19 protein-coding genes are annotated in these 23,625 nt (G+C 35.9%); 12 read left to right on the plus strand and 7 right to left on the minus strand.

The genetic code is table 11. From position 1 onward, the window contains the following. The 5 genes from NZ579_06980 to NZ579_07000 form a co-directional block, all read left to right on the plus strand. Positions 1 to 278: hypothetical protein (locus tag NZ579_06980; GenBank protein MCS7299680.1), on the plus strand; the 278-nt coding region annotated here is incomplete at its 5' end. A gap of 452 nt (positions 279 to 730) precedes the next feature. Continuing rightward, entirely contained in the window at positions 731 to 1,786 is a 1,056-nt protein-coding gene (gene thrC, locus NZ579_06985) for a threonine synthase (protein ID MCS7299681.1), read from the plus strand. Between the two features lie 3 nt (positions 1,787 to 1,789). Then, a complete protein-coding gene (locus NZ579_06990) occupies positions 1,790 to 2,377 on the plus strand; it encodes an energy transducer TonB (protein MCS7299682.1) in 588 nt (195 codons plus the stop codon). Positions 2,378 to 2,432: 55 nt separating this feature from the next. Next, positions 2,433 to 4,004 (plus strand): hypothetical protein, encoded by a 1,572-nt coding sequence (locus NZ579_06995; protein MCS7299683.1) that lies wholly within the window; start codon positions 2,433 to 2,435, stop codon positions 4,002 to 4,004. Further along, positions 3,970 to 5,178 carry a radical SAM protein gene (locus tag NZ579_07000; GenBank protein ID MCS7299684.1) on the plus strand — a complete coding sequence of 403 codons (1,209 nt, stop codon included), beginning with the start codon at positions 3,970 to 3,972 and terminating at the stop codon, positions 5,176 to 5,178. Before NZ579_06995 ends, NZ579_07000 begins: the two co-directional genes overlap by 35 nt. Here NZ579_07000 and NZ579_07005 read toward each other — a convergent pair. From NZ579_07005 to NZ579_07015, 3 genes are read right to left on the minus strand one after another with little or no spacing between them, the layout of a single operon-like run. Beyond that, positions 5,148 to 5,915 (minus strand): sigma-70 family RNA polymerase sigma factor, encoded by a 768-nt coding sequence (locus NZ579_07005; GenBank protein MCS7299685.1) that lies wholly within the window; start codon positions 5,913 to 5,915, stop codon positions 5,148 to 5,150. The two genes, NZ579_07000 and NZ579_07005, sit on opposite strands and share 31 nt — an antisense overlap. 9 nt (positions 5,916 to 5,924) lie before the next feature. Next, positions 5,925 to 7,064, minus strand: coding sequence for an HD-GYP domain-containing protein (locus tag NZ579_07010; GenBank protein MCS7299686.1), 1,140 nt, complete (start codon positions 7,062 to 7,064; stop codon positions 5,925 to 5,927). Positions 7,065 to 7,079: 15 nt separating this feature from the next. After that, positions 7,080 to 7,940 carry a TIM barrel protein gene (locus NZ579_07015; GenBank protein MCS7299687.1) on the minus strand — a complete coding sequence of 287 codons (861 nt, stop codon included), beginning with the start codon at positions 7,938 to 7,940 and terminating at the stop codon, positions 7,080 to 7,082. A gap of 302 nt (positions 7,941 to 8,242) precedes the next feature. Here NZ579_07015 and ilvD point away from each other — a divergent pair, with 302 nt between their 5' ends. From ilvD to NZ579_07030, 3 genes are all read left to right on the plus strand, one after another. Next, positions 8,243 to 9,922 (plus strand): dihydroxy-acid dehydratase, encoded by a 1,680-nt coding sequence (gene ilvD / locus NZ579_07020; GenBank protein MCS7299688.1) that lies wholly within the window; start codon positions 8,243 to 8,245, stop codon positions 9,920 to 9,922. A gap of 82 nt (positions 9,923 to 10,004) precedes the next feature. Continuing rightward, positions 10,005 to 11,150 carry a hypothetical protein gene (locus NZ579_07025; GenBank protein ID MCS7299689.1) on the plus strand — a complete coding sequence of 382 codons (1,146 nt, stop codon included), beginning with the start codon at positions 10,005 to 10,007 and terminating at the stop codon, positions 11,148 to 11,150. A gap of 174 nt (positions 11,151 to 11,324) precedes the next feature. After that, on the plus strand, positions 11,325 to 12,611 hold the full coding sequence (locus NZ579_07030; GenBank protein MCS7299690.1) for an O-antigen ligase family protein: 1,287 nt from the start codon (positions 11,325 to 11,327) through the stop codon (positions 12,609 to 12,611). On the opposite strand, the gene NZ579_07035 is transcribed toward NZ579_07030, so the two are convergent. Next, a complete protein-coding gene (locus NZ579_07035; protein ID MCS7299691.1) occupies positions 12,589 to 13,431 on the minus strand; it encodes an alpha/beta hydrolase in 843 nt (280 codons plus the stop codon). The two genes, NZ579_07030 and NZ579_07035, sit on opposite strands and share 23 nt — an antisense overlap. Before the next feature lie 98 nt (positions 13,432 to 13,529). Here NZ579_07035 and uvrB point away from each other — a divergent pair, with 98 nt between their 5' ends. Then, positions 13,530 to 15,554, plus strand: a complete 2,025-nt coding sequence (uvrB, locus tag NZ579_07040; protein MCS7299692.1) for an excinuclease ABC subunit UvrB — start codon at positions 13,530 to 13,532, stop codon at positions 15,552 to 15,554. A 2-nt stretch (positions 15,555 to 15,556) separates the two neighbouring features. Here the strand turns inward: uvrB and NZ579_07045 are convergent, their stop codons facing one another. Beyond that, complete coding sequence (locus NZ579_07045) at positions 15,557 to 16,090, minus strand: YbhB/YbcL family Raf kinase inhibitor-like protein (protein ID MCS7299693.1); 534 nt, start codon at positions 16,088 to 16,090, stop codon at positions 15,557 to 15,559. Between the two features lie 238 nt (positions 16,091 to 16,328). Here NZ579_07045 and flgK point away from each other — a divergent pair, with 238 nt between their 5' ends. The 3 genes from flgK to NZ579_07060 all read left to right on the plus strand — a co-directional run bounded on the left by flgK (position 16,329) and on the right by NZ579_07060 (position 20,685). Next, positions 16,329 to 18,248 carry a flagellar hook-associated protein FlgK gene (gene flgK, locus NZ579_07050; GenBank protein ID MCS7299694.1) on the plus strand — a complete coding sequence of 640 codons (1,920 nt, stop codon included), beginning with the start codon at positions 16,329 to 16,331 and terminating at the stop codon, positions 18,246 to 18,248. A 329-nt stretch (positions 18,249 to 18,577) separates the two neighbouring features. Next, on the plus strand, positions 18,578 to 20,107 hold the full coding sequence (locus NZ579_07055) for a class I SAM-dependent methyltransferase (protein ID MCS7299695.1): 1,530 nt from the start codon (positions 18,578 to 18,580) through the stop codon (positions 20,105 to 20,107). A gap of 77 nt (positions 20,108 to 20,184) precedes the next feature. Then, a complete protein-coding gene (locus tag NZ579_07060) occupies positions 20,185 to 20,685 on the plus strand; it encodes a YfcE family phosphodiesterase (GenBank protein MCS7299696.1) in 501 nt (166 codons plus the stop codon). On the opposite strand, the gene acnA is transcribed toward NZ579_07060, so the two are convergent. Together acnA and NZ579_07070 are read right to left on the minus strand one after the other, a co-directional pair. After that, on the minus strand, positions 20,668 to 23,256 hold the full coding sequence (gene acnA / locus NZ579_07065; protein ID MCS7299697.1) for an aconitate hydratase AcnA: 2,589 nt from the start codon (positions 23,254 to 23,256) through the stop codon (positions 20,668 to 20,670). The genes NZ579_07060 and acnA overlap by 18 nt on opposite strands. A 155-nt stretch (positions 23,257 to 23,411) precedes the next feature. Continuing rightward, positions 23,412 to 23,625, minus strand: a 214-nt coding sequence (locus NZ579_07070) for a serine/threonine-protein phosphatase (GenBank protein MCS7299698.1), incomplete at its 5' end; no start/stop codon positions are given.

The following is a 23,625-nucleotide window of genomic DNA, read 5'->3' on the forward strand; positions in this document are numbered from 1 at the left end:
CAAAGATAGATGAAATCACGGAAATTGACAAACTAGAAAATCTTTTGAACGAATACGACTATATTCTTCTTTTCATTTATGAGACAAATGACCGAGACAAATTTTTGAACAAACTGTCTGGAAGAGTAGAGTTTTTGACAAATTTTAATCATTTTTACAAGAATGATGAAAAATACATAGGCTTAATACACGAATGGCATATAGAATATTACACAAGGTTTTGGAAGATTCAACACACCAATCCGACGATAGAAATATATAGAGTTTTGAGAAATTGATGATCTTTGAAGGTTTATTTGTGGTTTTTTGTAATCCTTGAAAAGAGTTTTTGAGAAAATCCTATGCACAGTGTTAAGAGTTCTCCATTCTTATTGTCCCACTAACATTAGATGCTATCATGCAATGCCACCCACATTTTAAATGTAAGATAAGAGGAAACTTGAGAAACTGAAGAAGATCAAATATGTTAACAAAGCTATTAGGCTAAGCCAAGATATTCTTAAGGAAAAGTAACAAGAAGGTGTATCTTTGTAGGTATGAGTGTATCATAAGGTTTGACAGACACTAAAAGTATTGACTATACCTACATAAAATTCAAATTTATACGTTCTGACAAATTATCTTTGATAAGGGGATTCTTGTAGAAGAGTATTCCAAGAAAACTTGAGATTTGTCGTTATTTTTTGGTAAATTTGTAAATCTACCGATTGTGGCACTTATAATAATCTAGATGTTTTGGAATGGTATAATCAACCACTATAGGGATTTAATAGACGTGATAACTGATAAAACACCGGTTATAACTCTTCTTGAGGGTAATACTCCACTCATAAGGGCTGTTAATCTTGGGAAAGAGTTAGGTATTGACCTTTTCATAAAGTATGAGGGGCTTAACCCAACGGGCTCTTTTAAGGACAGAGGGATGACGGTTGCGATATCAAAGGCTGTTGAAAAGGGGGTTAAGGCTACGATATGTGCTTCTACAGGGAACACTTCTGCATCTGCTGCTGCATACTCTGCCAGAGCAGGACTTAAATCCTTCGTTCTAATACCTAAAGGTTATGTGGCACTTGGAAAGCTTGCGCAGGCTATGATATATGGGTCTGTTGTTTTGGAAGTGAAAGGAAATTTTGATGATGCACTTAATATAGTAAAGGAGTCTTCTGAGAAACTCGGTATTGAAGTTGTGAATTCTATAAATCCATTCAGGCTTGAGGGGCAGAAGACTGCTTCGTTTGAGATATGCGATGCTTTAGGTAGAGCACCTGATATTCAGGTTATGCCTGTTGGAAATGCTGGGAATATAACTGCTTACTGGATGGGATACAAGCAATACAAGGAGATAGGTAAGATTAGCACTCTTCCAAAGATGTTTGGTGTTCAAGCAACTGGAGCAGCACCAATAGTGTATAACAGGGTATTTGAGAAGCCTGAGACGATAGCAACTGCGATAAGGATAGGTAATCCTGCTAGGTGGAAGGAAGCGGTTCAGGCGAGGGATGAGTCTGGAGGAAAAATAATAGATGTATCTGACAAAGAAATCATTGAAGGGTACAAGAAGATAGCATCAATGGATGGAATATTCATAGAACCTGCTTCGGCTGCATCTATTGCCGGACTTATAAAACTTGTAAAAACTGGTGATATTCCGAAAGGATCGTTAGTTGTTGCTATAGCGACAGGAAATGGTCTCAAGGATCCAAACACTGCGATATCAAACCTTCCGAAAACAATAACCATAAGACCATCAATCAAGGATGTAGAAGAAGTGATGTCAAGATTCTGAAATATGATAAGGTATGTTATTATCTCTACATTAATTCATGTTTTTTTAATCATCGTAATATTTGGATTTCCAAGACTATTTGTGTTTGAGAAGCATAGAGGTGATACGAACATAACTAGCATAAGAGTTTCCTTAAATAACTACGAATTTAAAAGTGTAGACTCTCGTAAGAAAGAGTTTTTCTCTGATAACTTACAATCTGTAAGAGTTCAAGAAAGTGAAGTTAGGTTTGATGAGGAAAAAGAAGGTCTGCTTTCAGGAGTAGAGAGTGTATCGTCAAGTGATGAAGAATATACGATAGACAATCAAACTAGCGCTTTAGTTCCACCTAAAGTCATATATACTCCGAAGATTGAATATCCTCTTTATGCGAAGTTAAGAGGGATACAGGGTAGTGTAGTTTTGTCCATAACTATTTCAACAAATGGAAGAGTTGTAGGTTCAAGAATAGTTTCTGGTAGTGGTAGTGAGTTGCTAGATACTTCTGCGGAGAGGTTCGTTAGGGGTGTATTGTTTGAGCCTGCAAGGGATGATAGAGGAAATCCAATCATTATTGAGACAACGTATATTGTCCATTTTGTCTTGAAGTAAGGTAGGAAGCAATAAATTTGTTTGGTAAAAGATTGGATTTTCATAATTTGCTAGTATGAGCAGAGATTATCTTGTAGTAATGGTATCAAGTATCATAACCTCAATCGTCAGTGCAGTTGGTATTATATTTATCCTGTTTTCACAGAATGTCCTTTCTGATAGTAGTAGGAATGTTATTTATCTACTTGTCGTAGTATTAGTTATTAATTTTATTTTAACTTCTATTTTGGCGCTGGTTAAGATTCCTAAGGGAGTATTGAAGGTTGTTTCATTGGGAGGTAACCTTCTGTTTTTTGCTATACCTTTCGTGAATAATATTCAGGATTTTGGTGTCTATCTTAAGATATTGTTCGTTTTAGTATTAACGTTTATTTTTCATCTAACGCTAGCAGATGGTTTGTCAAGTCAGTCTGCGAAGAATGTTAGGCTTTTTAATAATTTGTTAGACTTCCTTTACTCAAAGATAGTATGGATGTCTCTACTGTCTGTGGCCCTATCTATTTTTTTGTTAGATATTAATTTTCTATTCTTTTCAATAATGATGGTAGTAGTAGTTTCTGTCTTTGAGGAAGTTAAGAGGTATTTGGTCGTGTCTAAAAATCAAGAGTATCAAGGGAATGATATTATACTTGTAAATGTAAATTCTATCGTTTCGTCAATAACCAAGAAACTTGAAGATAACACATCGCTTCTAAACGCTCTCAAACTCCAGATTGATATATTTTCAAACTCCAAGAAAGAGATATACTCAAGTATAGAGTCTGTCAAAATGGATATAACTAGCAGTATATCTGATATTGAGAGGTATGAAGAATTCTATGAACAGTTGATACAGAGTATGAGTGTGGTTATAGGTAATTACTCAAACTATATTCTTGGGATTGAATATCATCTGTCAAAGATTAGAAATCTGTTAGACAGTTCGCAGAAGTTGTTTTCAAGCTTTCAGGATAGAATATCTTTGAAAATCTCAAAGAGGGAAGAAATTTTTAGAATCTTTAATGAGACAAATCCAATACTAGACTCATTACTTAATAAAGTTGATTCAATATCTGAGATATTGACGAATATAATATCAGATGAAACATATCTTTCTGAAAATCTTTCGCGAATATCTGAGGAGTTGAGTGCTTTAAATGTTATCTCAACGAATGCACAAATAGAGTCTTTCAAGACGAAAGGTTCTAAGACAATGAATACTATCATCAATGAGATAACTTCTATACAAAACAATATACGAGGTTATGTTACATCAATGCAAGAACTTTTTACTCGTGTTAAGGGACTTTTTGATTACTTGATGTCGGCATCAAGTAGTATAGTGAAACATTCTGATAGAGTAAAATACAGCATAGGGACTATAAAAAATAATCTGGACGATATCATGCAAGTATTCTCAACGGAGATGTTGAAACTTTCGGATATAGATAAAAATTTTAATGAGATCAATAATTCTATTTCACATTCCTATGAGCAGATAAGAGGTTTCAGAGAGTTTTTAGAAAAGATTAGCACAAGTTTATCAACCCTATCAGAGGCAAAAGAAAAACTTTCAATGATGAGGACTACTTTAAACAATATACTTATAGTTCTTGAAGAGATACAACAGAATGTATCAGAAACCTAGAATATTTGCTAAAAAGGATACCATATCTATTTTGTTTTCAGAAGAACTTTTTTTGATCTTTGACTACGAGGGAAGGCTTTTTCTGGTTTTTGACAAAGGTAGAGTTTTTAGGAGGAGTTTTGATAATGTAATACTTTCTTCTAACACTCTGAACCAGGAAGATAGATATTTTCTTAACAGTGATAAGGCTAACGAAATCTTGAGATACTATACTAGACTTGCGAGAGAGGTATTAGAGAAGGGCAACTATTATATTCACTCGCAGTATGTTGAGACAAATCTAGTTAAAAGGGTTATTGAAATAATTCAAGAGATGGATGAGAAGAAGTTAGAAGAGGATGGAATGAGGTTTAGAAGTATATTCAAACCTATAACAATCTTGCCACCAGAGAATTATCTATCATTATACATTCCGATCACTCAAGGTTGCTCTTATAATAGGTGTAGCTTTTGTAATCTTTACAGAGACAGGAGCTTTCGGATAAAATCCGAGAGTGAAGTTAAAACTGAACTTGAGAAAATTGTTGATTTCTTTGGATCCTCTTTACTGACTAGAAGAGGTATATTCATCGGTGAAGGTAATGTATTCGTTGAGAAGACAAAGGATATAATTGAGAAAATTGAGTTTATAAAAAACTTCTTGAGGGGTAATAGATACATAACTTTTGACTTAAATGATGCGTTTTATGGATTTATGGATACATTCCATACTAGAAAGAGTATAGAAGAACTAGAAGGACTTAAGAATGTTGGTGTTAGGAAAGTATATATTGGTCTTGAGAGTGGTAGTGATTACATACTTTCAAACTTCCTTCTTAAGCCTTCAACTTCCTCTGATGTTGTGAAGACAGTTAACAACGTAAAGAAAGTTGGTATGAGTGTAGGGGTGATAGTGATTGTAGGGGTAGGAGGTAGAAATTATAGAGAAGAGCATTTTAAGAAGACGATGGAGGTTATAAGTCAAATGGACGTATCTTTAGGGGATTCTATCTATCTCTCGCCTATTGTAGAGTATCAGAACCTTGAGTATAAAAGTATTGCTAGCAAGATAGGGATAGATAGTATGACAAGGGAAGAGATTGAAGAGGAAACAAATCGTTTCAGGAATGCTATAATTGGTGTCAAGATGACAAAAGTGCCGGTTTATAAGGTTGATAAGTTTTTGTATTCGTAATCCTTGAACTTATCTCTTATTCTCTTGAGGCTTACACCTACATTACTTACTGTCATATTGAGTAATTTCGCAACATCAGAATATCCACATAGGGTATTAATTTTCTTGAGTTTGTCTAGGAGTTTTTGACTCGGTTTTTGCTGGAGTAGTTGTATTATCTTTCTCCTTTTTGCTTGCTTCTTACTTACTCTTGCTAAAATCTCTTCATATTCTGATAAAACTCTTTCTATTGGTTTGTTTGTGTATTTTGATATTAGTTTTATATCCTCTGGTGTGAGTTCAAATATAAATGTTTTTATAATCAGTTTTGAGAATTCATCCAGAGTCTCAAAGAATGCTAATGCTTTTTTAAGTCTTTCATCGTTGTAGTTGCTACTATCCTCTTGGTCAGATAGTATGTGGAAAATATTATACTCACTTAAATCAGACTCGTATATCATCTTCAAGGATTTTCTTTGGAATGCTAGGAAATTTTTGTAATGGTTTATAAGAACTGATGTTAAGTAGGTTGTAAATTTGTATCCTTTGTCCTTGAATTTGAGTATTGAGGTTTCTAGTCTCTCCATAAAGTATGTGTAGAAATCACTTGCATCGTCCCTTTTAGCATTATAAACCACGATAGGGAAGTTATAGACATAAAGTGAAATTTCTTTTATTATACTGTTTATAACGGAATTATTACCATTTTGGTATTCTAGGATTAGTGTTTTTATTCTGTCTTCATCAATTTTTGCCATCTCTTTGAGTTAAAGCATATTTTGTATTTCTTCTTCCTTAATAGGTTTGACGATATACATGTTCTGTTCTTCGGAGAGTCTTATTATCTCACCATCATCTATTTTAGTTCCGAACTCGTCATAGACTACTTTTACAACTGGTCTGAATGGTGACACTGGGTCTGAAGAAATAACTTTCGCTATTGACCTATTGTTTAGCATTACAAGAGAACCAACAGGATATATAGACATCATCCTTATGAAGACTTTTAGTATGTCTGGGTCAAACTTTGTGCTACCTTCGGCTAGAATGTTTTTCATGGCTTCGTAGGACATCATTCTGTCTCTATAAACTCTTTTTCTTATCATCGCTTCGTAGGTATCAACTATTGATGCTATTCTTGCATACTCTGATATTTGTTGTTTTTGGAGTTTTCTAGGGTATCCTGTGCCGTCCCACCTCTCGTGATGCTCAAGGCAAACTCTACCAACGTCTGGTGAGAAATTATTTTCTTGAACTACTGCCTTATATCCTAGAACTGTATGAGTTTTTATTTTATTATATTCTTCGGGTGTCAATTTGGTTTCTCTCTCAAGAATACTCATTGGGATGAAAATCATTCCTATATCCATAAGGATAAGTCCAGTTGCTAGCATCTTCAACTTCTGTTCAGGGTATTCAAGTTCTCTACCTAACAATACTCCTAGTATAGTACAGTTAGTAATATGACTGAAAAGGTATTTACTTTCCTTAGCTTCGTGAATGAGACTTATGAAAACATTTTTGTCTTTGATTTCCTTGACTTTTGATAGTATCATATTTACCGCATTTTCCACTTTCTCCTGTGGTATTTCCTTGTTTGTCTTGTATGTTGTATAAACAGCTTCAACTATGCTTAAGATGGATTTGTAGAAAGGTTCTAGAGTGGCACTTTCTGATTCTAAACTACTTGTGATACTTATATCATCATCTACTTTGACTATACCTTTCAAATCACCAGTGGTTTCAACAAACTTAACACCTTTCTTCTTAAGTGATGTAATATCTTTGTGAGTTATAGGAGTGTTTGCTTCTGTGACTATTTCATAATTGTCTCCGAAGACTGTTCTAGTAAAAACCATTCCGGGTTTGAGTTCGTCAACGGGTATTTTTTTCATTTGGACATTCATAACTAAAACCTCCTCTCAAGAATTCTCGGAGTTATATAAATTCTTAATAATCAAAGCGTCATATTCAATATTTGAACTCTCTGAAACTATTACTCCTTCTACATTGAAGTATTTGAGAGCCTTTATGACTATACTGTAGTTGAACTTTGATTCTTCAAATGTAGTGTGAAATTTTTCTCCTTTCTGACCGTATTCTATCCCACTTATGTGTATGTGCATGTTCTTGAGAGAGTTGTCTCCGAGGTTTTTGGCGATATATTCAAAAACGCTGAAGATTTCCTTTTCAGTATTATAACCGCCTAGTGACCTAGCGTAGAGGTGAGCAAAGTCTATACAGGGAAGGACATTATCAAAGTTCTTTGATACTTCAACAACTTCCTCAAGAGAGCCGAACTGGGATGGTTTGCCCATAGTCTCTGGTCGTATCCAGACATTAAAGTTATGCCCTATTTCTTTGAGTTCTTCGTTTATTTCATGGATTGCTTTTATGACTTTATCTAGCACTACTTTGGGGGGATCGCCCATATAGTAGCCAGGATGGAAGACAACACTCCATCCGTTAGCCTTCTCTAGAGCTAACACAGATTTCTTTATATGTTCTTTGCTTTTTACATACTTATCTTCCTCTTTTGAGTTAAGGTTAATATAATACGGTGCATGAGCGGTGAAATACACGCTTTTATTCTTTCCGTAGTTTCCTACTTTGACCATCTCCGAGTCTCTCGTTCTGACACCATGGACAAATTCAATCTCCATTCCATCCAGTTCCAGTTCTACTATACGATCAATTCCTTTGTATATGTTTTGATTACCAGGTGTAGATAGTGGTATGCCTGCAGTTAGTATTTTGAGACCTTTGAAGTTTTTTGGTATCATTGTAGTTGATTTTTAGTAAATATAATAAATCAGATATGTTCTTGCAAAAAATTTTCAACCCTGTCAATGAATTCAAGTGTTCGTTAAACTACCAAACAGGGTTCTTGTGGATGATTGTTAATAATTAACTTAAGTCCCTAAGTGCCTGTAGGTGGTTAATCACTCAGTCCTAGAGAGATTGAATAAGAGTAAGATTAAACTTTACCATAGGTTATAAGATCAGAGATTTTTTGTCGCAATACTTCAGAAATTGACAGTTTTTAATATACTCTTAAAAGATATAAGACAAAGGAGGTTTGGTTATGCCTAGATACAGGAGTAGTGATTTTGACGGTTTTCACAGAGCACCGAACAGATCACTGATGAGAGCAGTCGGGTTCAAGGATGAAGATTTTACTAAGCCACTACTTGGTGTTGCAGCTGCATGGAGTGAAGTTACACCTTGTAACATACATCTTAATGATTTAGCGAAGGAGGTAAAGAGGGGTGTTGTAGAGAATGGTGGTGCGTGTATGATATTCAACACTATTACGGTTTCTGATGGTGTCGCTATGGGAACAGAAGGAATGAGATATAGTCTTCCAAGCAGAGAGGTGATAGCTGATAGTGTTGAAGATGTTGTGAATGCTGAAAGATTTGATGGCTTTGTTGCTATAGGTGGATGTGATAAGAATATGCCCGGTATGATGATGGCTATATTTAGGCTTGACTTACCTGCTATATTTCTATATGGGGGGACGATAAGACCTGGTAAGCATAATGGTGTGGATATTGACATTGTCAGTGTTTTTGAGGCTGTTGGTAAGTATAATGCTGGTAAGATAACGGAAGATGAACTATATGAGATAGAGAGGAAGGCATGCCCAGGACCAGGGTCTTGTGGTGGAATGTACACAGCTAACACTATGGCTATGGCTATTGAAGCGCTAGGGTTTAGTCTTCCTAATAGCTCGTCAAACTATGCGGAGAGTAAAGATAAAATTAGAGATGCTTACGAGTCTGGTAGAAAGGTTGTTGAATTAGTTGATAAGTGGCTTACACCTAGTAAGATTGTGAGCAAGAAGTCGTTTGAAAATGCGATAACAATGGTTCAGGCGATGGGAGGTTCTACGAATGCGATATTACATCTTCTCGCGATGGCTTATTCTGCTAATATTGATCTAACGATTGATGACTTTGAGAGAATAAGAAAGAGAGTTCCCCATATTGCCGACCTTAAGCCTAGTGGTAACTATGTTATGGAGGATGTTTATAGGATTGGTGGTATAGCACCAATAATGAAGATGCTTCTTAAGGAAGGACTTTTACACGGTGATGTAATGACAGTTACAGGAAAAACACTAGCAGAAAATCTGGAAGAGTTCCCTGACTTCAATGAGAATCAGAATATAGTAAGAAGTGTCAAGAACCCACTCAAGTCTGAAGGTCCTCTTGTGATACTGTATGGTAATCTAGCACCTGAAGGAGCAGTTGCGAAAGTTTCAGATGTTAAAGATAAGTTCTTCAGAGGTCAGGCGAAAGTGTACAACTCCGAGGAGGAATGTACAAAAGCATTGCTATCAGGAGAAGTAAAGGAAGGTGATGTTGTTGTGATAAGGTATGAAGGACCTAAAGGAGGTCCTGGAATGAGAGAAATGTTACAACCTACTTCTATCATAGCAGGTAAAGGATTGATTGGTAAAGTTGCACTTATAACTGACGGTAGGTTCTCTGGTGGATCACACGGATTTATTATAGGGCATGTCTCACCAGAAGCACAGGTTGGAGGTCCTATTGCACTCGTTCAGAATGGGGACGTTATATCTATTGACCTTGAAAAGAGAGAGGTGAATCTGGAAGTTACAAAAGAAGAACTTGACAGAAGAAAGAAAGAGTGGAAAGCACCAGAACTCAAATACAAAAGAGGTATTCTATACAAATACGCAAAGATGGTATCATCTGCTTCAAAGGGAGCAATAACTGATGAATACACTGATTCATAAGCATACCCTAAAGTACAAACTTTCATAGAACACATTCGCTGAGTATAGAAGATTAAAGTTATACTATTCTAGAGCCTGTTTGATGAACCAAACGAAGGTTATACTAGAGCATACTCTGTTTTTGATTCTATCCATTGGATTGTTGATATTATCTTTTGTTTTGTTCCCGAATGTTTTTACGAAAATGTTTTTTGGAGACCCGAACCCCGGTTTTGGAGATACTCCGTATTATGTAGGTATAGCGAAAGATGGTTACACCAACAACCCCGAATGGGCTTATTATCCACTTTATCCTATTAGTGTAAAAGTTTTCTCATCTATTTCATCGCTACCGCTGGAAAGGTCAGCAATAGTTGTTTCAATAATACTCTTTATGATTTCTATTCCTCTTACTCTGTCGTTATTTAAAAGTTATCTTCCTTCGTTTCAAACCTATGTATTCCTATTCTTATACCTCACAAACCCTATGATAATATTCCATTACCTAGGCTATACAGAAAGTCTATTCTCACTACTTTTGGTAGGGCTTATAGTTTTTATATCTAATGAAACGATAAGGATTGAAATTCGCTTAATTTTGATCCTTATAGTTTCTATTCTTTTAGCACTTACAAGACCAATACTTATCCAGATTATCTTCGCTTCGTTACTGTCTTTTATTGTTCTTTTGATACTTGATAGGAGTAGAGGTTTGAATTACCTTTTTCCAACATTGTTCATAGTTGTTGGTAGTGTAATTGGATATACTTTTTTTGGTCTCTATGCGCTAGGAGCTACAGGAGACTTCCTAAAGCCATTTTCAGTTCAAAGTCTGTGGGATAAAAAATTAGGTATCTATCTAAATAATTTCTGGGCTAGAGGAACTACTTTTGATATACTAGCATTGTATATTGGGTTAATATTGAGTTTCTATCTTGTGTTGATTGTTGTGAGATATTTGGTTGGTAAAAGTAGGTCAAAAGATGTAATGTTTGAATATGTTTTTTGGTTTTCGTTTGGATTGCTTATATCACACGTTCTTATAGTGTTTCTAACGCAGGATGGAGATTTGAGGAGTCTGGGCAGGTATGTTTTTTCAATACCTACTACATTTCTAATGTTCGGTATGTTGTTTAAAGATGTCAGTAGTCATTACTTTAGGATTGTATCAGTAGTTTTGGTTGTTTTGTCATTCCTATCATTTCTATACTGGTTCTATATGTATTCTGAAACACTTTGGATAGGATAGAGTATTGACTTACCGCTTTTAACTTCCATCTTGTTCTAGAGTTTTTTAGTGATTCTGTTTGTGTGTCTTAATATTAGGATAAATTATGTTTGGTTAGTAAAGTTTTGTTGATTTTTTGAAAATTGTTTATTTTTCTAGATTTTATGTGTAAGGCTTTATTATCATATATTTCTAATGTTGGAAAGGTTTGTTAATACCTCAGTCTTCAATATTTTCTTTGTTATTTCGTTTATGATGCTGATGTTTTCACAGCTTCTAGTGATACCTATCTTACTGTTCTTATTTTTGTTTATAGTCTATTTGAAGAGGTTTAGGGAGAGCTTTTCTTTGGAAGACATAATTTTCTATGTGTTCATACTTTTGAGTGGTTTGTCAATATTGGTTGCTAGAAATAGAGAAGTTGCCATAGGAGGTGTTCTAATATTGATCTTGTATTACATCGTGTTCTATGTAGGTAGAAACGCTAAGATAAGAGATGATATTCTATTTGTTTCTACATCGCTTGGTTTTGTGATGCTTGCGATATTCGGTGTTGTGTTTTATATTTTTCCGGAGTTTTCGTTAATTATCGGATTAGGTAAGGCAAACATTATAGAGATACCTTCTTCTCTAATCTTCACAAATGATAGTATCATAAGGAGTACTTCCATAACTCCCAATCCTGTGATATATTCATCAGTAGTTTTGTATTCAATTCCTATCCTGGTTTCTATGTTATTGGTATTATCTAATAGTTTTTCAAGGAACGTTGATGTGAAGTTGTTTCTACTTCTAGCGCTAGTAGTTTTTTTGATTGGAGTTGTAATTTTTACGTCTGGTTCTAGGAGTATCCTTCTCATATCGCCTGTAAGTTTGATTCTAGTTTTTCTAATACTCAAAAAGAATAGACAAATTTTAATGTCAATTATTTTATTCGTTATAGTCATTACTCCAGTAGTGATCTTTTCAGAGATTCTTGATAGAATAGAGAGCATATTTACTCTAACAGATTACTCAAGCTTTCTAAATAGGCTTGATGCTATTAGACTCTCTTTGGGTATTTTGAAGGATAATTGGTTAATAGGCGTGGGGTTTGTGAATTTCAAAGAGTATGTTCCTAGTTATTACGGGAATTATCTTCACAACTTGTATTTAAGCATACTGGTGGAGACTGGAATTCTGGGATTCCTATCCTTTATCGCACTGATTTCTGTAGCCCTTTATAAATCGTTCAGAAACGTAATTTTAGGTAGAGTTGATTACATAAAACTAGGAGCGTTTGTAAGTGTAATTTGCTTTCTATTACACGGATTGATTGACAATACGATGTATGTCGTTTCACTCGGGATGATGTTTTGGTTCTTTTTGGGGTTAAGTTGTAGAGGAGATGTATCAGCAGATGAAAAGTTAGTAGAAAATACTTGGAGCAATTCGGATAGCAGAAGGGGTTTAAAGGGTATCAGTGATTTCTCAGAAAACTAACAATCTTGTTCCTTAACTCATCTCCTCCTTTGTTTATTATTTCTTTTGAACTATGGTTGCAGTTTTCTATCCAAAGGTAGTCTTTAGGTTCCTTTGCTTTGTTGTATAAAGCGATTCCATAATCAATACTTAGGGTTGTGTCTACTTTACCGTGTATAACTAACAAAGGGTCTTGTATTTTGTCTATCTTTGATATATTATCATAAATGCTTTCAACATACCACCTTGATGGAACGTTGTAAGTTGTTACCATCTCTCCAGCATCTTCTATTTTGGTAAAGGTAGATATTAGGATGAGAGACTTTATTTTATGCCTAAGAGCCATTTCTGTTGCTATACCGCCACCGAGAGAGTGTCCTATGATTGTAATGTTTGTCGGATTGATTCCTTGATTTGATAGATGTGCTATAATTGCTTCGGCGTCTTCGTAAGTTGATTGTTCTGTTGGAGTGAAGTTCTTTATTATTCCAAAGCCTCTATACTCTACTGCAACATAGTTTATTCCAAGTTCATAAAACATATTACCAAAATATACGGGTGAATCATCCAGACATGTCCTGTTTCCGTGTAAAAACACTACTACTACATTACTCAAGTCATCATTGATACCAGTCTTTCTGTTAATTTTGAAAGCACATGTAGATACCGAACCGTTAGTTATCCAGAAGAACGACCAACTACCTTGAGGAGCTTTGATTTCTGAAAAATCATACTCGTCTTTAACTTTAGGATTGAATACTAGTATCAAGTCAAGTTTCTGGGGAGTGCAACTGATGATAGAGGTATATAGAATGACCATCAGAAGGATTACTATAACCATACTCCTTAAAGTTTGAATATGGATATTTTCATTTTCAAGTCCAATCGTGTTTGGAGTTTGCTTGACTTAGGTTTGAATCGGTTTTTATATTTTTGTCTATGAAAGTTCTTGAAAAAGAGTTTGAGATAGTATCTAGTTTTGAACCTGCAGGAGATCAACCGAAAGCGATAAGGGAGATAGTGGAAGGTTTTTCTAAATATGATAGGATTACGCTTCTTGGTGTAACGGGTAGTGGTAAAACATTCACTATGGCTCATGTTATAAAAGAACTAAGTCTTCCTACTCTTGTTGTTTCTCACAACAAGACGCTTGCGGCACAGTTATATAGAGAGTTCAAACAATTTTTTCCTTATAATGCTGTTGAGTATTTTGTATCTTACTACGATTACTATCAGCCTGAAGCATACATCCCACAAACCGATACCTATATTGAGAAGCAAGCAACTATAAACGATGAGATAGATAGGTTGAGAATCTCGGCTACCGCAAGCCTTTTGAGTAGAAAGGATGTTATAGTTGTTGCTAGCGTATCCTGTATATACGGAATAGGTGCTCCTAGTGAATTTGTTGAATTCGTTCTACTTATTAGAGTAGGGGATGTAATATCTCCGAGAGAACTATCTTACAAACTTGCAGAAATGCAATATGAGAGAAGTGATTACAGTTTTACTAGGTCAACGTTTAGAGTAATGGGTGATAGGGTAGATGTTCATCCTGCTTATTCAAGAGATTACATAAGGATAGAGTTCTTTGGAGATGAGGTTGTTAGTATAAAGCGGTATGACTCAATTAATAACTCTTTCATTGAAAATCATGAGGCTATTGTAATATATCCGGCTAAATTGTTTGTATCTTCAAGGTCTACAATAGAACAGACAGTAGAGGAAGTATATAAGGAACTTGAAGAGAGGGTAAAGGAACTAAAGTCTCAAGGAAAGGACATAGAGGCAAAGAGACTTGAGATGCGGACCAAGTATGATATGGATTTATTACTTGAGACTGGATACTGCCCTGGGATAGAGAACTATTCTAGGTATCTGTCAAAGCGAAAACCAGGAGAGAGACCATACACCTTGCTTGACTACTTTCCGAAGGAGTTTCTTACCATAATAGATGAATCTCATGTCACAGTTCCCCAAATACGGGGAATGTACAATGGCGATAGATCAAGGAAGGAAACGCTTGTTGAGTTTGGATTTAGACTTCCTTCTGCTCTTGACAATAGGCCTTTGAGATTTGAGGAGTTTGACTCACTTCTCAATAAGGTTTTGTACGTTTCGGCAACACCTGATGAGTATGAAATTAGTATTTCTGGAAAGGTAGTTGAGCAAATAGTCAGACCTACAGGTCTTCTTGACCCTATAATTTATGTAAGGCCAACTGAAGGTCAGGTTGAAGACATAATAAGAGAGGTTATTGAGAACAAGAGGAGAGGTGAGAGAACGATTATCACTACTCTTACGAAGAAGATGGCCGAAGACCTTACAAAGTATCTTGTTGAAAGGGGTGTTAAGGCTATATACATTCACGATGAAATTGAAGTTATTGAGAGAGTTGAGATATTGAGAGATTTGAGAAAAGGAGAGTATGATTGTATAGTTGGTATAAATCTTTTGAGGGAGGGTATAGACTTACCTGAAGTTTCGCTTGTTTGTATTCTTGATGCTGATAAGGTAGGGTTCTTGCGGTCAGCAACATCACTCATTCAGATAATTGGTAGGTCTGCTAGACATGTAAATGGTAGGGTCATAATGTATGCTGACAAGATTTCAGATGCGATGCGACAGGCTATTGAAGAAACAGAAAGAAGAAGAAAGATTCAAATAGAATACAATCAACAACACAACATTACTCCTAGGAGTGTCAAAAAGGAGATAACTGATATAATAGAGAGAAAGCATGAAAGGATAAGTGGTAGTTCAAGAAAACAAAAAGTTTCAAAGATTATGGAGTTTGAGGATGTTATTCAGACTATACAGGAAATAAAGGATAAGTATAAAGATAACATAGGTGAGATGGTCAGGAATCTTTCTGTGTATATGTTTGAACTTGCGGAGAGGCTAGAGTTTGAAAAGGCTAGTATCGTTAGAGATGAGATAAGAAAGGTAGAGTATTCAGTGTAGTATTATTTCTTCCTTGAATATTTGCCCATCAGTTCGCTCTGTGCTATGATATGTCCTTCCATTGCTTTGAGAACTTTTGACTTTGTAGCACTGTGTGGTAGCTCAAGGAGTATGTCAAGAGCATAAACCTTAAAGAAGTATCTATGGACACCGCTTGGTGGGCATGGACCTCCGTATCCAACTCTCCCCCAACTATTTAGTCCATGTTTCATACCGTTCGGAAACTCTTTTAGAGGTTTGATACCTTCCGGTATGATAGTGTTTGTTGGAGGTATGTTGTAGAGTATCCAGTGATCCCATGTTCCCATTGGTGCATCGGGGTCTTCACATATCAGAACAAGTGATTTTGCTTTGGATGGCACACCTTCTATTCTTATTTCAGGAGATATATCCTCTCCATCGCAAGTGTATTTTGCCGGAATAAAGTCATTATGCTTAAAGGCGCTAGATGATAATTTTAGCGACATAACCTTACCCTCCTTTCCAAAAACTTCAAATGAAAGGATTAAAACTATAAACACTATCAATGCTCTCATAGTAATAATTATGATACTGAAGCAATTGATTATCAATAAACCAGGGTTGGATATGATTATACTCTAGTATGCTAAACTTGGCGCTAAGCTAACGTAGTCTTCAGTAAAACCATAGCTGTTCTAGGGATATTCCTGTCAGTAAAGAAGTTCAGATCCATTACTATTAGACTAGATCGGGTTATGTTAAAACTTCAAGATTTTTGGTGATGTAACGATTCTTTTATAGAGGTATTTTCTTATGGCTATACTTTCTAGTTTTCACGGTATAGAGGTTGGTAGGAAGAGCTTGCTTGCACATTCCGATGCTCTTAAGACAACAGGTCATAACATATCAAACCTTAATAACCCAGAGTATTCAAGACAGATAATACATTTAAAAGCATTTCATCCGATATACGACCCTTCGTGGAATAGGGAGACAACACCGGGGCAGTTAGGAACTGGTGTTGCGGTTGAGGATATTGTAAGGGCAAGAGACCAGTTTATTGACGATAGGATAATATTTGAGAACGGAACACTAGGTTTCTGGGAGGCTAGAAGGAAGTTTCTTTACCAACTACAACTTATCTATAACGAACCTGAAGGCCCTAATATTAGAACTGCCCTTGATGAGTATTGGGAGGCTTTACAGAAAGTATCTGTTGACCCTACCGAGATATCTGCAAGAGTTGTTTTGGTAGAGAAAGCAAAGGCTCTAGCGAGTCAGATTAGGCATGATTATAATGCTATTATGCAACTTAGGGATCAGGCGAATGAACTTATAAAGCAAAAGATAAACGAGATAAATGGATACATAAAGGAAATAGCACACCTGAATAACCAAATTCAGAAACTTGAAGCACTCGGTGATAATCCAAATGACCTTTATGATAGACGAGATGCTCTTATAGAGAAACTCTCAAAGATGATGGATATAAAAGTAGGAAGGAGTGATAAAGATGAGTTTATGGTTTTCGTGGGTAGTGAGATAATTGTAAAGGGTGATGGTTATCACGAACTACTAGGCATTCCAAACAGTCAGAATAGAGGTTATGTTGATATATACATTGGAACTCCTGACAGAAAACTCAAACTCTCAAATGGTGAATTGTATGGACTTGTTTATGCTAGAGACATTGACCTAGTTGCGGATATGAAGAGACTCAACTCATTCACTGCGAACCTTATAGAGTCAGTTAATGAGATACATAGAGATGGTTTTGGTCTTGATGGTAGCACAGGGATTGACTTTTGGGTTAAGCATCCTATCACACCTGACTTGAGAGGTAATTATGACTCTGACGAGAATGGTATATTTGACAAGACAGCAGTATTCAAGATAACTGGAGTGAATAGGTTGAACCTTGACGATTTTATAAACTCATCTGGAGTGATAAATTTTGGTCCTAACACGCCTGGTGGCCCTGACATTATAGTTGAGTATAATGAAAATGACACAGTTAAGAGTGTTATTGAGAAGATAAACAACTCTGGAGCACACGTTGTTGCTTATCTCAATCATAGAGGAGAACTAACACTTAAAGCTAGGATGTCTGAAACTAACGAGTATCCTGACTTTGTTATAAGATACATTAGTGATAGTGGTAATTTTTTGGTTGGCTTTGCAGGGATACTACACGGTAGTGGAGAATTGAATGCGTATAACTGGAATAATATTGAACAGACAGCACAGTTAAGAGGAGGTATAAACTACTATTCTGTTGCGCCTCTTGAGGAACCTGCTTTGTGGATAGATATTAATCCATTAATAGACAGAGACCCGAGATTGATTGCTTCAGCAAGAGGAAAGGATCTTAACGGAGATAGAATTTTTGACACTACAAACGGACCGGGGGACAACTCAAACATTTTACTCATAGCAGGATTGAGAGATAAAAAAGTGATGTTGGAGAGAGACTCAACATTCCTTGAATACCTTAAGTTTATGGTTGGAGACGTTGGAACGAGAGGTAATGTTTCGGAGATTGCTATGAAGAAGCAATCGCTGGTGATACAGAACCTAGAGAAACTTAGGGAGGCAGTCTCTGGTGTTAATCTAGATGAGGAACTTACCAAACTTATTTCGTATCAAAGAGCCTACGAAGCAAGCGCTAGATATATAACCTACCTTGACTCTATGCTGGATACAATAATAAACAGGATGGGAACGGTTAGGTAATTGAATTGTCTTCGCACAAGAAATTTCTTGTGGTTTTTTAATATCTTCTTTACTTTTCAAGATTTTCTGTTTGGTTTAGAAAACTTGAATTTTGTTAAGAAGGGTGTTTGATAATTCAAGTGGTCAGGGCTTTATGGATGAAAGTGAAGTAAGGAATATAATTAAGAAAACTTCCGAGGACATTAGTTGTTAAAGAAACCAAGAGTTTACAAAGAAGTTTTGTTTCTTCTAGTGGAGTCAACAATCGAATCCTTGAAGAAGAGTAAGAAAAGTATTGAGGTGGAGATATCAAATCTAGTTAAACTTAAGGAAGCTTTGGAGGAGTTAAGATGGATAAAGTAGGGTTTGTTGAGACACCTGTAGAAATAGTTGATATTATGTTTAGATTATCTACGGCTGGTAAAGACAGTCTAATTCTTGATACAGGTTTTGGTAGGGGGGCTTTCATAAGAAATCTTGTGGAGAGAGGATACAGAAACTGCTGGGGCATTGAGATAGATACAGAACTTTATACTTTGGTCAAAAGAGAAATTGGTGATAGGTGTAATCTTATACTTGGAGACTTCTTGAAACATAATTTTGATGTTAAGTTTGATCTAATAATAGGTAATCCTCCTTATGTGCATTATAGTCGTCTTCCGCAGGATATGAAGGATGTTGTAAAGAATATGACAAAGACACCGGAGTCTGATATTTATTATGCTTTCATTATAAAGTCAATTCAACTTCTGAAGGAAGGTGGGGAACTTATATACATTGTTCCTTACCATTTCTTCTATAACACTCATGGTAGAGTCGTTAGGGAGATGATGTTGTTGAATGGTAAAATTGATACTATCATTGACCTTGATGAAGTTAGAATATTCAGTGGTGAGAACCCTGAAACTGTAATATTCAAATTTGTAAAAGGTAGTTTTAGATTAGAAAACTTAAAGATTAAAGTATCTAGGATAAAGCAAAAAGGAGTTTCACTTGGGAACATGGTTCAAGATTTTGTTTCTATGGAAGGTAGGTTTTTTGAGCATTATTTAATTCCGCACTATACATCAAGTAATGCTTGGTCTTCACACAATTTTGAGTTTAGTGATTTTGGTTCAATACCTCTTAAGAATATTGCAAAAGTTGGAGTTGGCCCGGTATCTGGTTTTGACGAGGCTTTTCTTTTAAGTAAAGATGATATACTAAATGATGATGAACTAAGGCTTGTAAAAAGGTTTGTCAAAGCCAGAAACTGTAAGAGATACACCGTAGATGGTTACACAAACTACATACTGATAGATAATAGCGTATCAGATGAGGAGGAATTGAGTAGTTATTACCCAAATATATATTCAAAGCTTATAAAATACAAAGATAGAATGTTAAACAGATATTTGCCTAGTGGTAAGAAATGGTTTCATTGGCAGGCATTGAGGAACTACTTGTTCTTGCTTAGGGTTTTAGATAAGGATAAGATTTTTGTTCCCGTTCTTGATAGACATAAGTATAATAGGTTTAGTCTGGGTAGAGGAGGATTGCTACCATCAGGAGATGTTATTTTTATTTATCCGTACGGTCAAGAGGATTTATACTTTCTTCTAGGATATCTGAATACTAAATTTTTTAGAAACTACTATCTTAAAGTTGGTGGAAGAAGAGGTGGTAGGATATTATTCACTCAGAGACTCTTTGAATCTGTTGGTATTCCTATACTTCCGAACGAAGTAAAAAGTAAAATATCGGAAATTGTAGTAGAAATAATACGCAAGAGGGAAAAACACGATGACACTTCAGAGCTAGAGAACGAAATTGAGAGAATTGTTGGAAAAGGGTTGATGGATACTGGAAATGTAGATCAGAAAATTATGACTCTTTTTTGAAGCAACTACTCGTTGTATAGTGGTTTGGTGAGCGTATAGTTTTGTAGTCTTACTTAAAATTCCTTAATAATTATAGTATGTCAAAGAAACTGCTAGTTATCGCAGACTCTCATGGGCATCTTGGGTTAATTTCTGATGTTTTGAGGCTTGAACTTCAAGGAGTTGATATTGTTGTTCATTTAGGTGATGCATGGTTTGATATGAAACCTTTTATAAGGAATGTGAAGGATTTAGGTAAGGAACTTGTGATGGTTAGGGGAAATGTTGATGGTATGAGAGGTGATACTACTACTCCTTTTATACCTGAAACAGAGTTTATAGATGTTGGAAACAAGAAAGTTATGTGCACTCATGGACACATATATGAGGTTCACAATGGTCTAGACAAAATTAAGTATGCATCAGCAGTGAGTGGTGCTAGAATAGTTCTCTTTGGACATACACATCAACCACTAGCGAAAGAAATGGATGGTATATTCTTCTTTAACCCTGGTGCTCTCAGGGATGGTGTATATGGAATTCTGTCTATCGGTGAAAGCATATCCTATAAGCATTTCAGGTTAAAGAACCTGCCTTAATGCCTTCTGTAGTATTCCTCCACTTCTTACAATATTGAGTTCATTCTGTGTGTCAATCCTACACAAAACCTTAAACTTCTCAGTTTCTCCATTCTCCTTCACCATCTCAACTTCAACGACATCTCTAGGTTTTACATTCTTGAGTCCTCTTATGTTAAACACCTCTCTACCAGTTATACCTAGTGATTGGGAGTTATTGTTGATAAACTCAAGTGGAACTATCCCCATACCTATGAGATTGCTTCTGTGTATCCTCTCAAAACTTTCAGCGATTACTGCTCTTACGCCGAGTAAGTAAGGTCCTTTTGCTGCCCAATCTCTGGAACTTCCGCTACCATACTCCTTGCCACCTATCACAATCACAGGAATGTTGTTTTGTTTATAGAAGTTTGATGCCTCAAAGACACTAACTTCAACCCATTCACCGTTTTTAGGGATAATAGTATATCCACCTTCTTTGCCGTTGAGCATAAGGTTCTTTAGTCTAGTGTTTGCAAATGTTCCTCTTACCATAACTTCGTAGTTTCCTCTCCTTGCCCCGTAAGAGTTAAAGTCTTCTTTTTTCACACCTTTAGATAGAAGATATTGACCTGCTGGAGAGTTAGGACTTATTGTGCCAGCAGGAGATATATGGTCTGTTGTGATGGAGTCTCCAAGAACTAGTAAAACCCTTGCTGAAAGTATATCGTCGAGGTAGTTCTTGTTAGGGTCGTAGTCATCAAGGTAAGGTGGTCTTCTTATGTAGGTAGATTCTTCATCCCACTTGAAAAGTTCTCCTTCATCAACTTCAATATCTTCCCACTCTTGTGTTCCTTTAAAAATGTCTTTGTAATTGTTTCTGAAACTTTCTACGGTATTTATCCTAGATAGGTAGTTGATTATCTCTTCATCAGTTGGAAGAATGTCTTTGAAGAAGACAGGATTGTTATCTTTATCGTATCCTATTGGTTCTGAAGAGACATCAGTATCTATCCTACCGGCAAGAGCGTAGGCAACTACGAGGATAGGAGATGCTAGGTAGTTTGCTTTAACAAGAGGATGTATTCTTGCTTCAAAATTACGGTTTCCACTTAAAATTGAAACTACTGTGAGATTATTATTCTTTATCTCCTCTTCTACCCAGTCTATTAGGGGACCACTATTACCTATACAGGTTGTGCATCCGTAGCCCACTATGTTAAAACCTATACTGTCAAGGTATTGCTGTAAGCCTAGTTTTGTAAGATAATCCTCAACAACTCTAGATCCAGGAGCGAAAGAAGTTTTGACATGACTCTTAACCTTTAGTCCTTTCTCGTAAGCTTTCTTTGCGACTATTCCCGCACCTACTAAAAGGTATGGATTTGATGTATTAGTGCAACTTGTTATTGAAGCTATAACAATGTCTCCATCTTTTAGCTTTCCATTGTGTCTTACTTCTCTGTTTTGTATATAGTTTCTGAAGTTTTCTGCTACTGAATATACAGATACCCTATCTTGTGGTCTTCTAGGTCCTGATAGAGATGGTTCGACTTCACCTAGGTCTAGCTCTACTACTTGAGAGAACTCAACTTTGTCATATTCGTCTTCATAAACCCACAGACCTTGTTCTTGAGTGTATGATTTTACTATCTCAATGAGTTCTTCGTCTCTTCCAGTTCTTTGTAGGTATTCAAGTGTTTTCTCATCAACTGCAAAGAAGCCCATTGTTGCTCCGTATTCTGGGGACATATTAGCGATTGTTGCTCTAGTTTCAACATCCATTCTCCTAACACCTTCACCGAAGAACTCTACGAATTTATCAACAACTCCTACTTTTCTTAATAGGTTTGTGATGGTTAGGACAATGTCTGTTGCATTAACACCATCTTTTGGCTTACCTTTTATATGAACTCCAACAACTTGGGGGAGTTTCATAAAGTATGGTTGTCCAAGTATTACTGCTTCTGCTTCAATGCCTCCAACCCCCCATCCAAGAACACCAAGACCATTTATCATAGTAGTATGCGAGTCTGTTCCAACGAGTGTGTCATACTTCAGAACTCCATCTTCAACTAGAACAACTTTTGCTAGGTATTCTAGGTTTATCTGATGTATTATGCCCTTACCAGGAGGAACAACACGGAAGTTTGCGAAGTTTTTTTGAGCCCACTTCAGTAATTTATATCTCTCATAGTTTCTCTTAAACTCAAGTTCTAGGTTTTTCGTGATAGCATCTTTTGTACCAAAGTAGTCAACTTGTAAAGAATGGTCAATTATCAGGTCGGTTTGACACTTTGGATTTATGATTTTAGGGTCTTTACCGGCTATTTTTGCTTTCTCTCTCATAAGTGCCAGATCTACTACAATCGGGACACCGGTAAAATCTTGCATCACCACTCTGCACGGCTTGAAACCGATCTCCTCAATGCTACTCGTTTCAGGCTTCCAATTAACTAAGGCGTTCAAAAACCTTTCTTCCATTCCCTCTTCGTTTAGATTTCTTACAACATTCTCTATGAGAACTCTGATTGAGAATGGTTTTGTTGACAGATCTTTTTGTGATATATACTCATATATGCTGACGAACTTAAAACCATTCAAATCCTTCATACCTACCACCATAACGATCAGTGAACATGAAATTTTAGATAAAAAATTATAGCCTTGATAATTTTGACTTATAAAAATGTTAATGAGTCTATCGTCTTGTAATCAAATTGAGTAATGGTGAAGTGGATTTATTAGGAGTTTTTTGAATACTGTTTTTAAAACCTCTCAACGAGTAATAGGGTATAGTCATCTCTTGTTGGGGTTCCTTCTGCGAATTTTTCAATTTTTTCCAATGTGTTTGAGAACAATTCCTTTCCAGAAAGTCCCTTATCCACTAGTTCAGAGATTATATTTTTGAAGCCATCTATCTCAAGGTGTGAGTTGTTTTTGTTTTTTCTTTCAACTATTCCGTCTGTGAAGAGGAACATT

The organism is Spirochaetota bacterium (assembly GCA_025061835.1).
Taxonomy (GTDB): Bacteria; Spirochaetota; Brevinematia; order DTOW01; family DTOW01; genus SKYB106.

Bases quoted from the DNA above. Each gene is read 5' to 3' on its own strand.
- thrC (MCS7299681.1), top strand. From the start codon at position 731: ATGTTTTGGAATGGTATAATCAACCACTATAGGGATTTAATAGACGTG.
- NZ579_06990 (MCS7299682.1), top strand. From the start codon at position 1,790: ATGATAAGGTATGTTATTATCTCTACATTAATTCATGTTTTTTTAATC.
- NZ579_06995 (MCS7299683.1), top strand. From the start codon at position 2,433: ATGAGCAGAGATTATCTTGTAGTAATGGTATCAAGTATCATAACCTCA.
- NZ579_07005 (MCS7299685.1), bottom strand. From the start codon at position 5,915: ATGGCAAAAATTGATGAAGACAGAATAAAAACACTAATCCTAGAATAC.
- NZ579_07010 (MCS7299686.1), bottom strand. From the start codon at position 7,064: ATGAATGTCCAAATGAAAAAAATACCCGTTGACGAACTCAAACCCGGA.
- NZ579_07015 (MCS7299687.1), bottom strand. From the start codon at position 7,940: ATGATACCAAAAAACTTCAAAGGTCTCAAAATACTAACTGCAGGCATA.
- ilvD (MCS7299688.1), top strand. From the start codon at position 8,243: ATGCCTAGATACAGGAGTAGTGATTTTGACGGTTTTCACAGAGCACCG.
- NZ579_07025 (MCS7299689.1), top strand. From the start codon at position 10,005: ATGAACCAAACGAAGGTTATACTAGAGCATACTCTGTTTTTGATTCTA.
- NZ579_07030 (MCS7299690.1), top strand. From the start codon at position 11,325: ATGTTGGAAAGGTTTGTTAATACCTCAGTCTTCAATATTTTCTTTGTT.
- NZ579_07035 (MCS7299691.1), bottom strand. From the start codon at position 13,431: ATGGTTATAGTAATCCTTCTGATGGTCATTCTATATACCTCTATCATC.
- uvrB (MCS7299692.1), top strand. From the start codon at position 13,530: ATGAAAGTTCTTGAAAAAGAGTTTGAGATAGTATCTAGTTTTGAACCT.
- NZ579_07045 (MCS7299693.1), bottom strand. From the start codon at position 16,090: ATGAGAGCATTGATAGTGTTTATAGTTTTAATCCTTTCATTTGAAGTT.
- flgK (MCS7299694.1), top strand. From the start codon at position 16,329: ATGGCTATACTTTCTAGTTTTCACGGTATAGAGGTTGGTAGGAAGAGC.
- NZ579_07055 (MCS7299695.1), top strand. From the start codon at position 18,578: ATGGATAAAGTAGGGTTTGTTGAGACACCTGTAGAAATAGTTGATATT.
- NZ579_07060 (MCS7299696.1), top strand. From the start codon at position 20,185: ATGTCAAAGAAACTGCTAGTTATCGCAGACTCTCATGGGCATCTTGGG.
- acnA (MCS7299697.1), bottom strand. From the start codon at position 23,256: ATGAAGGATTTGAATGGTTTTAAGTTCGTCAGCATATATGAGTATATA.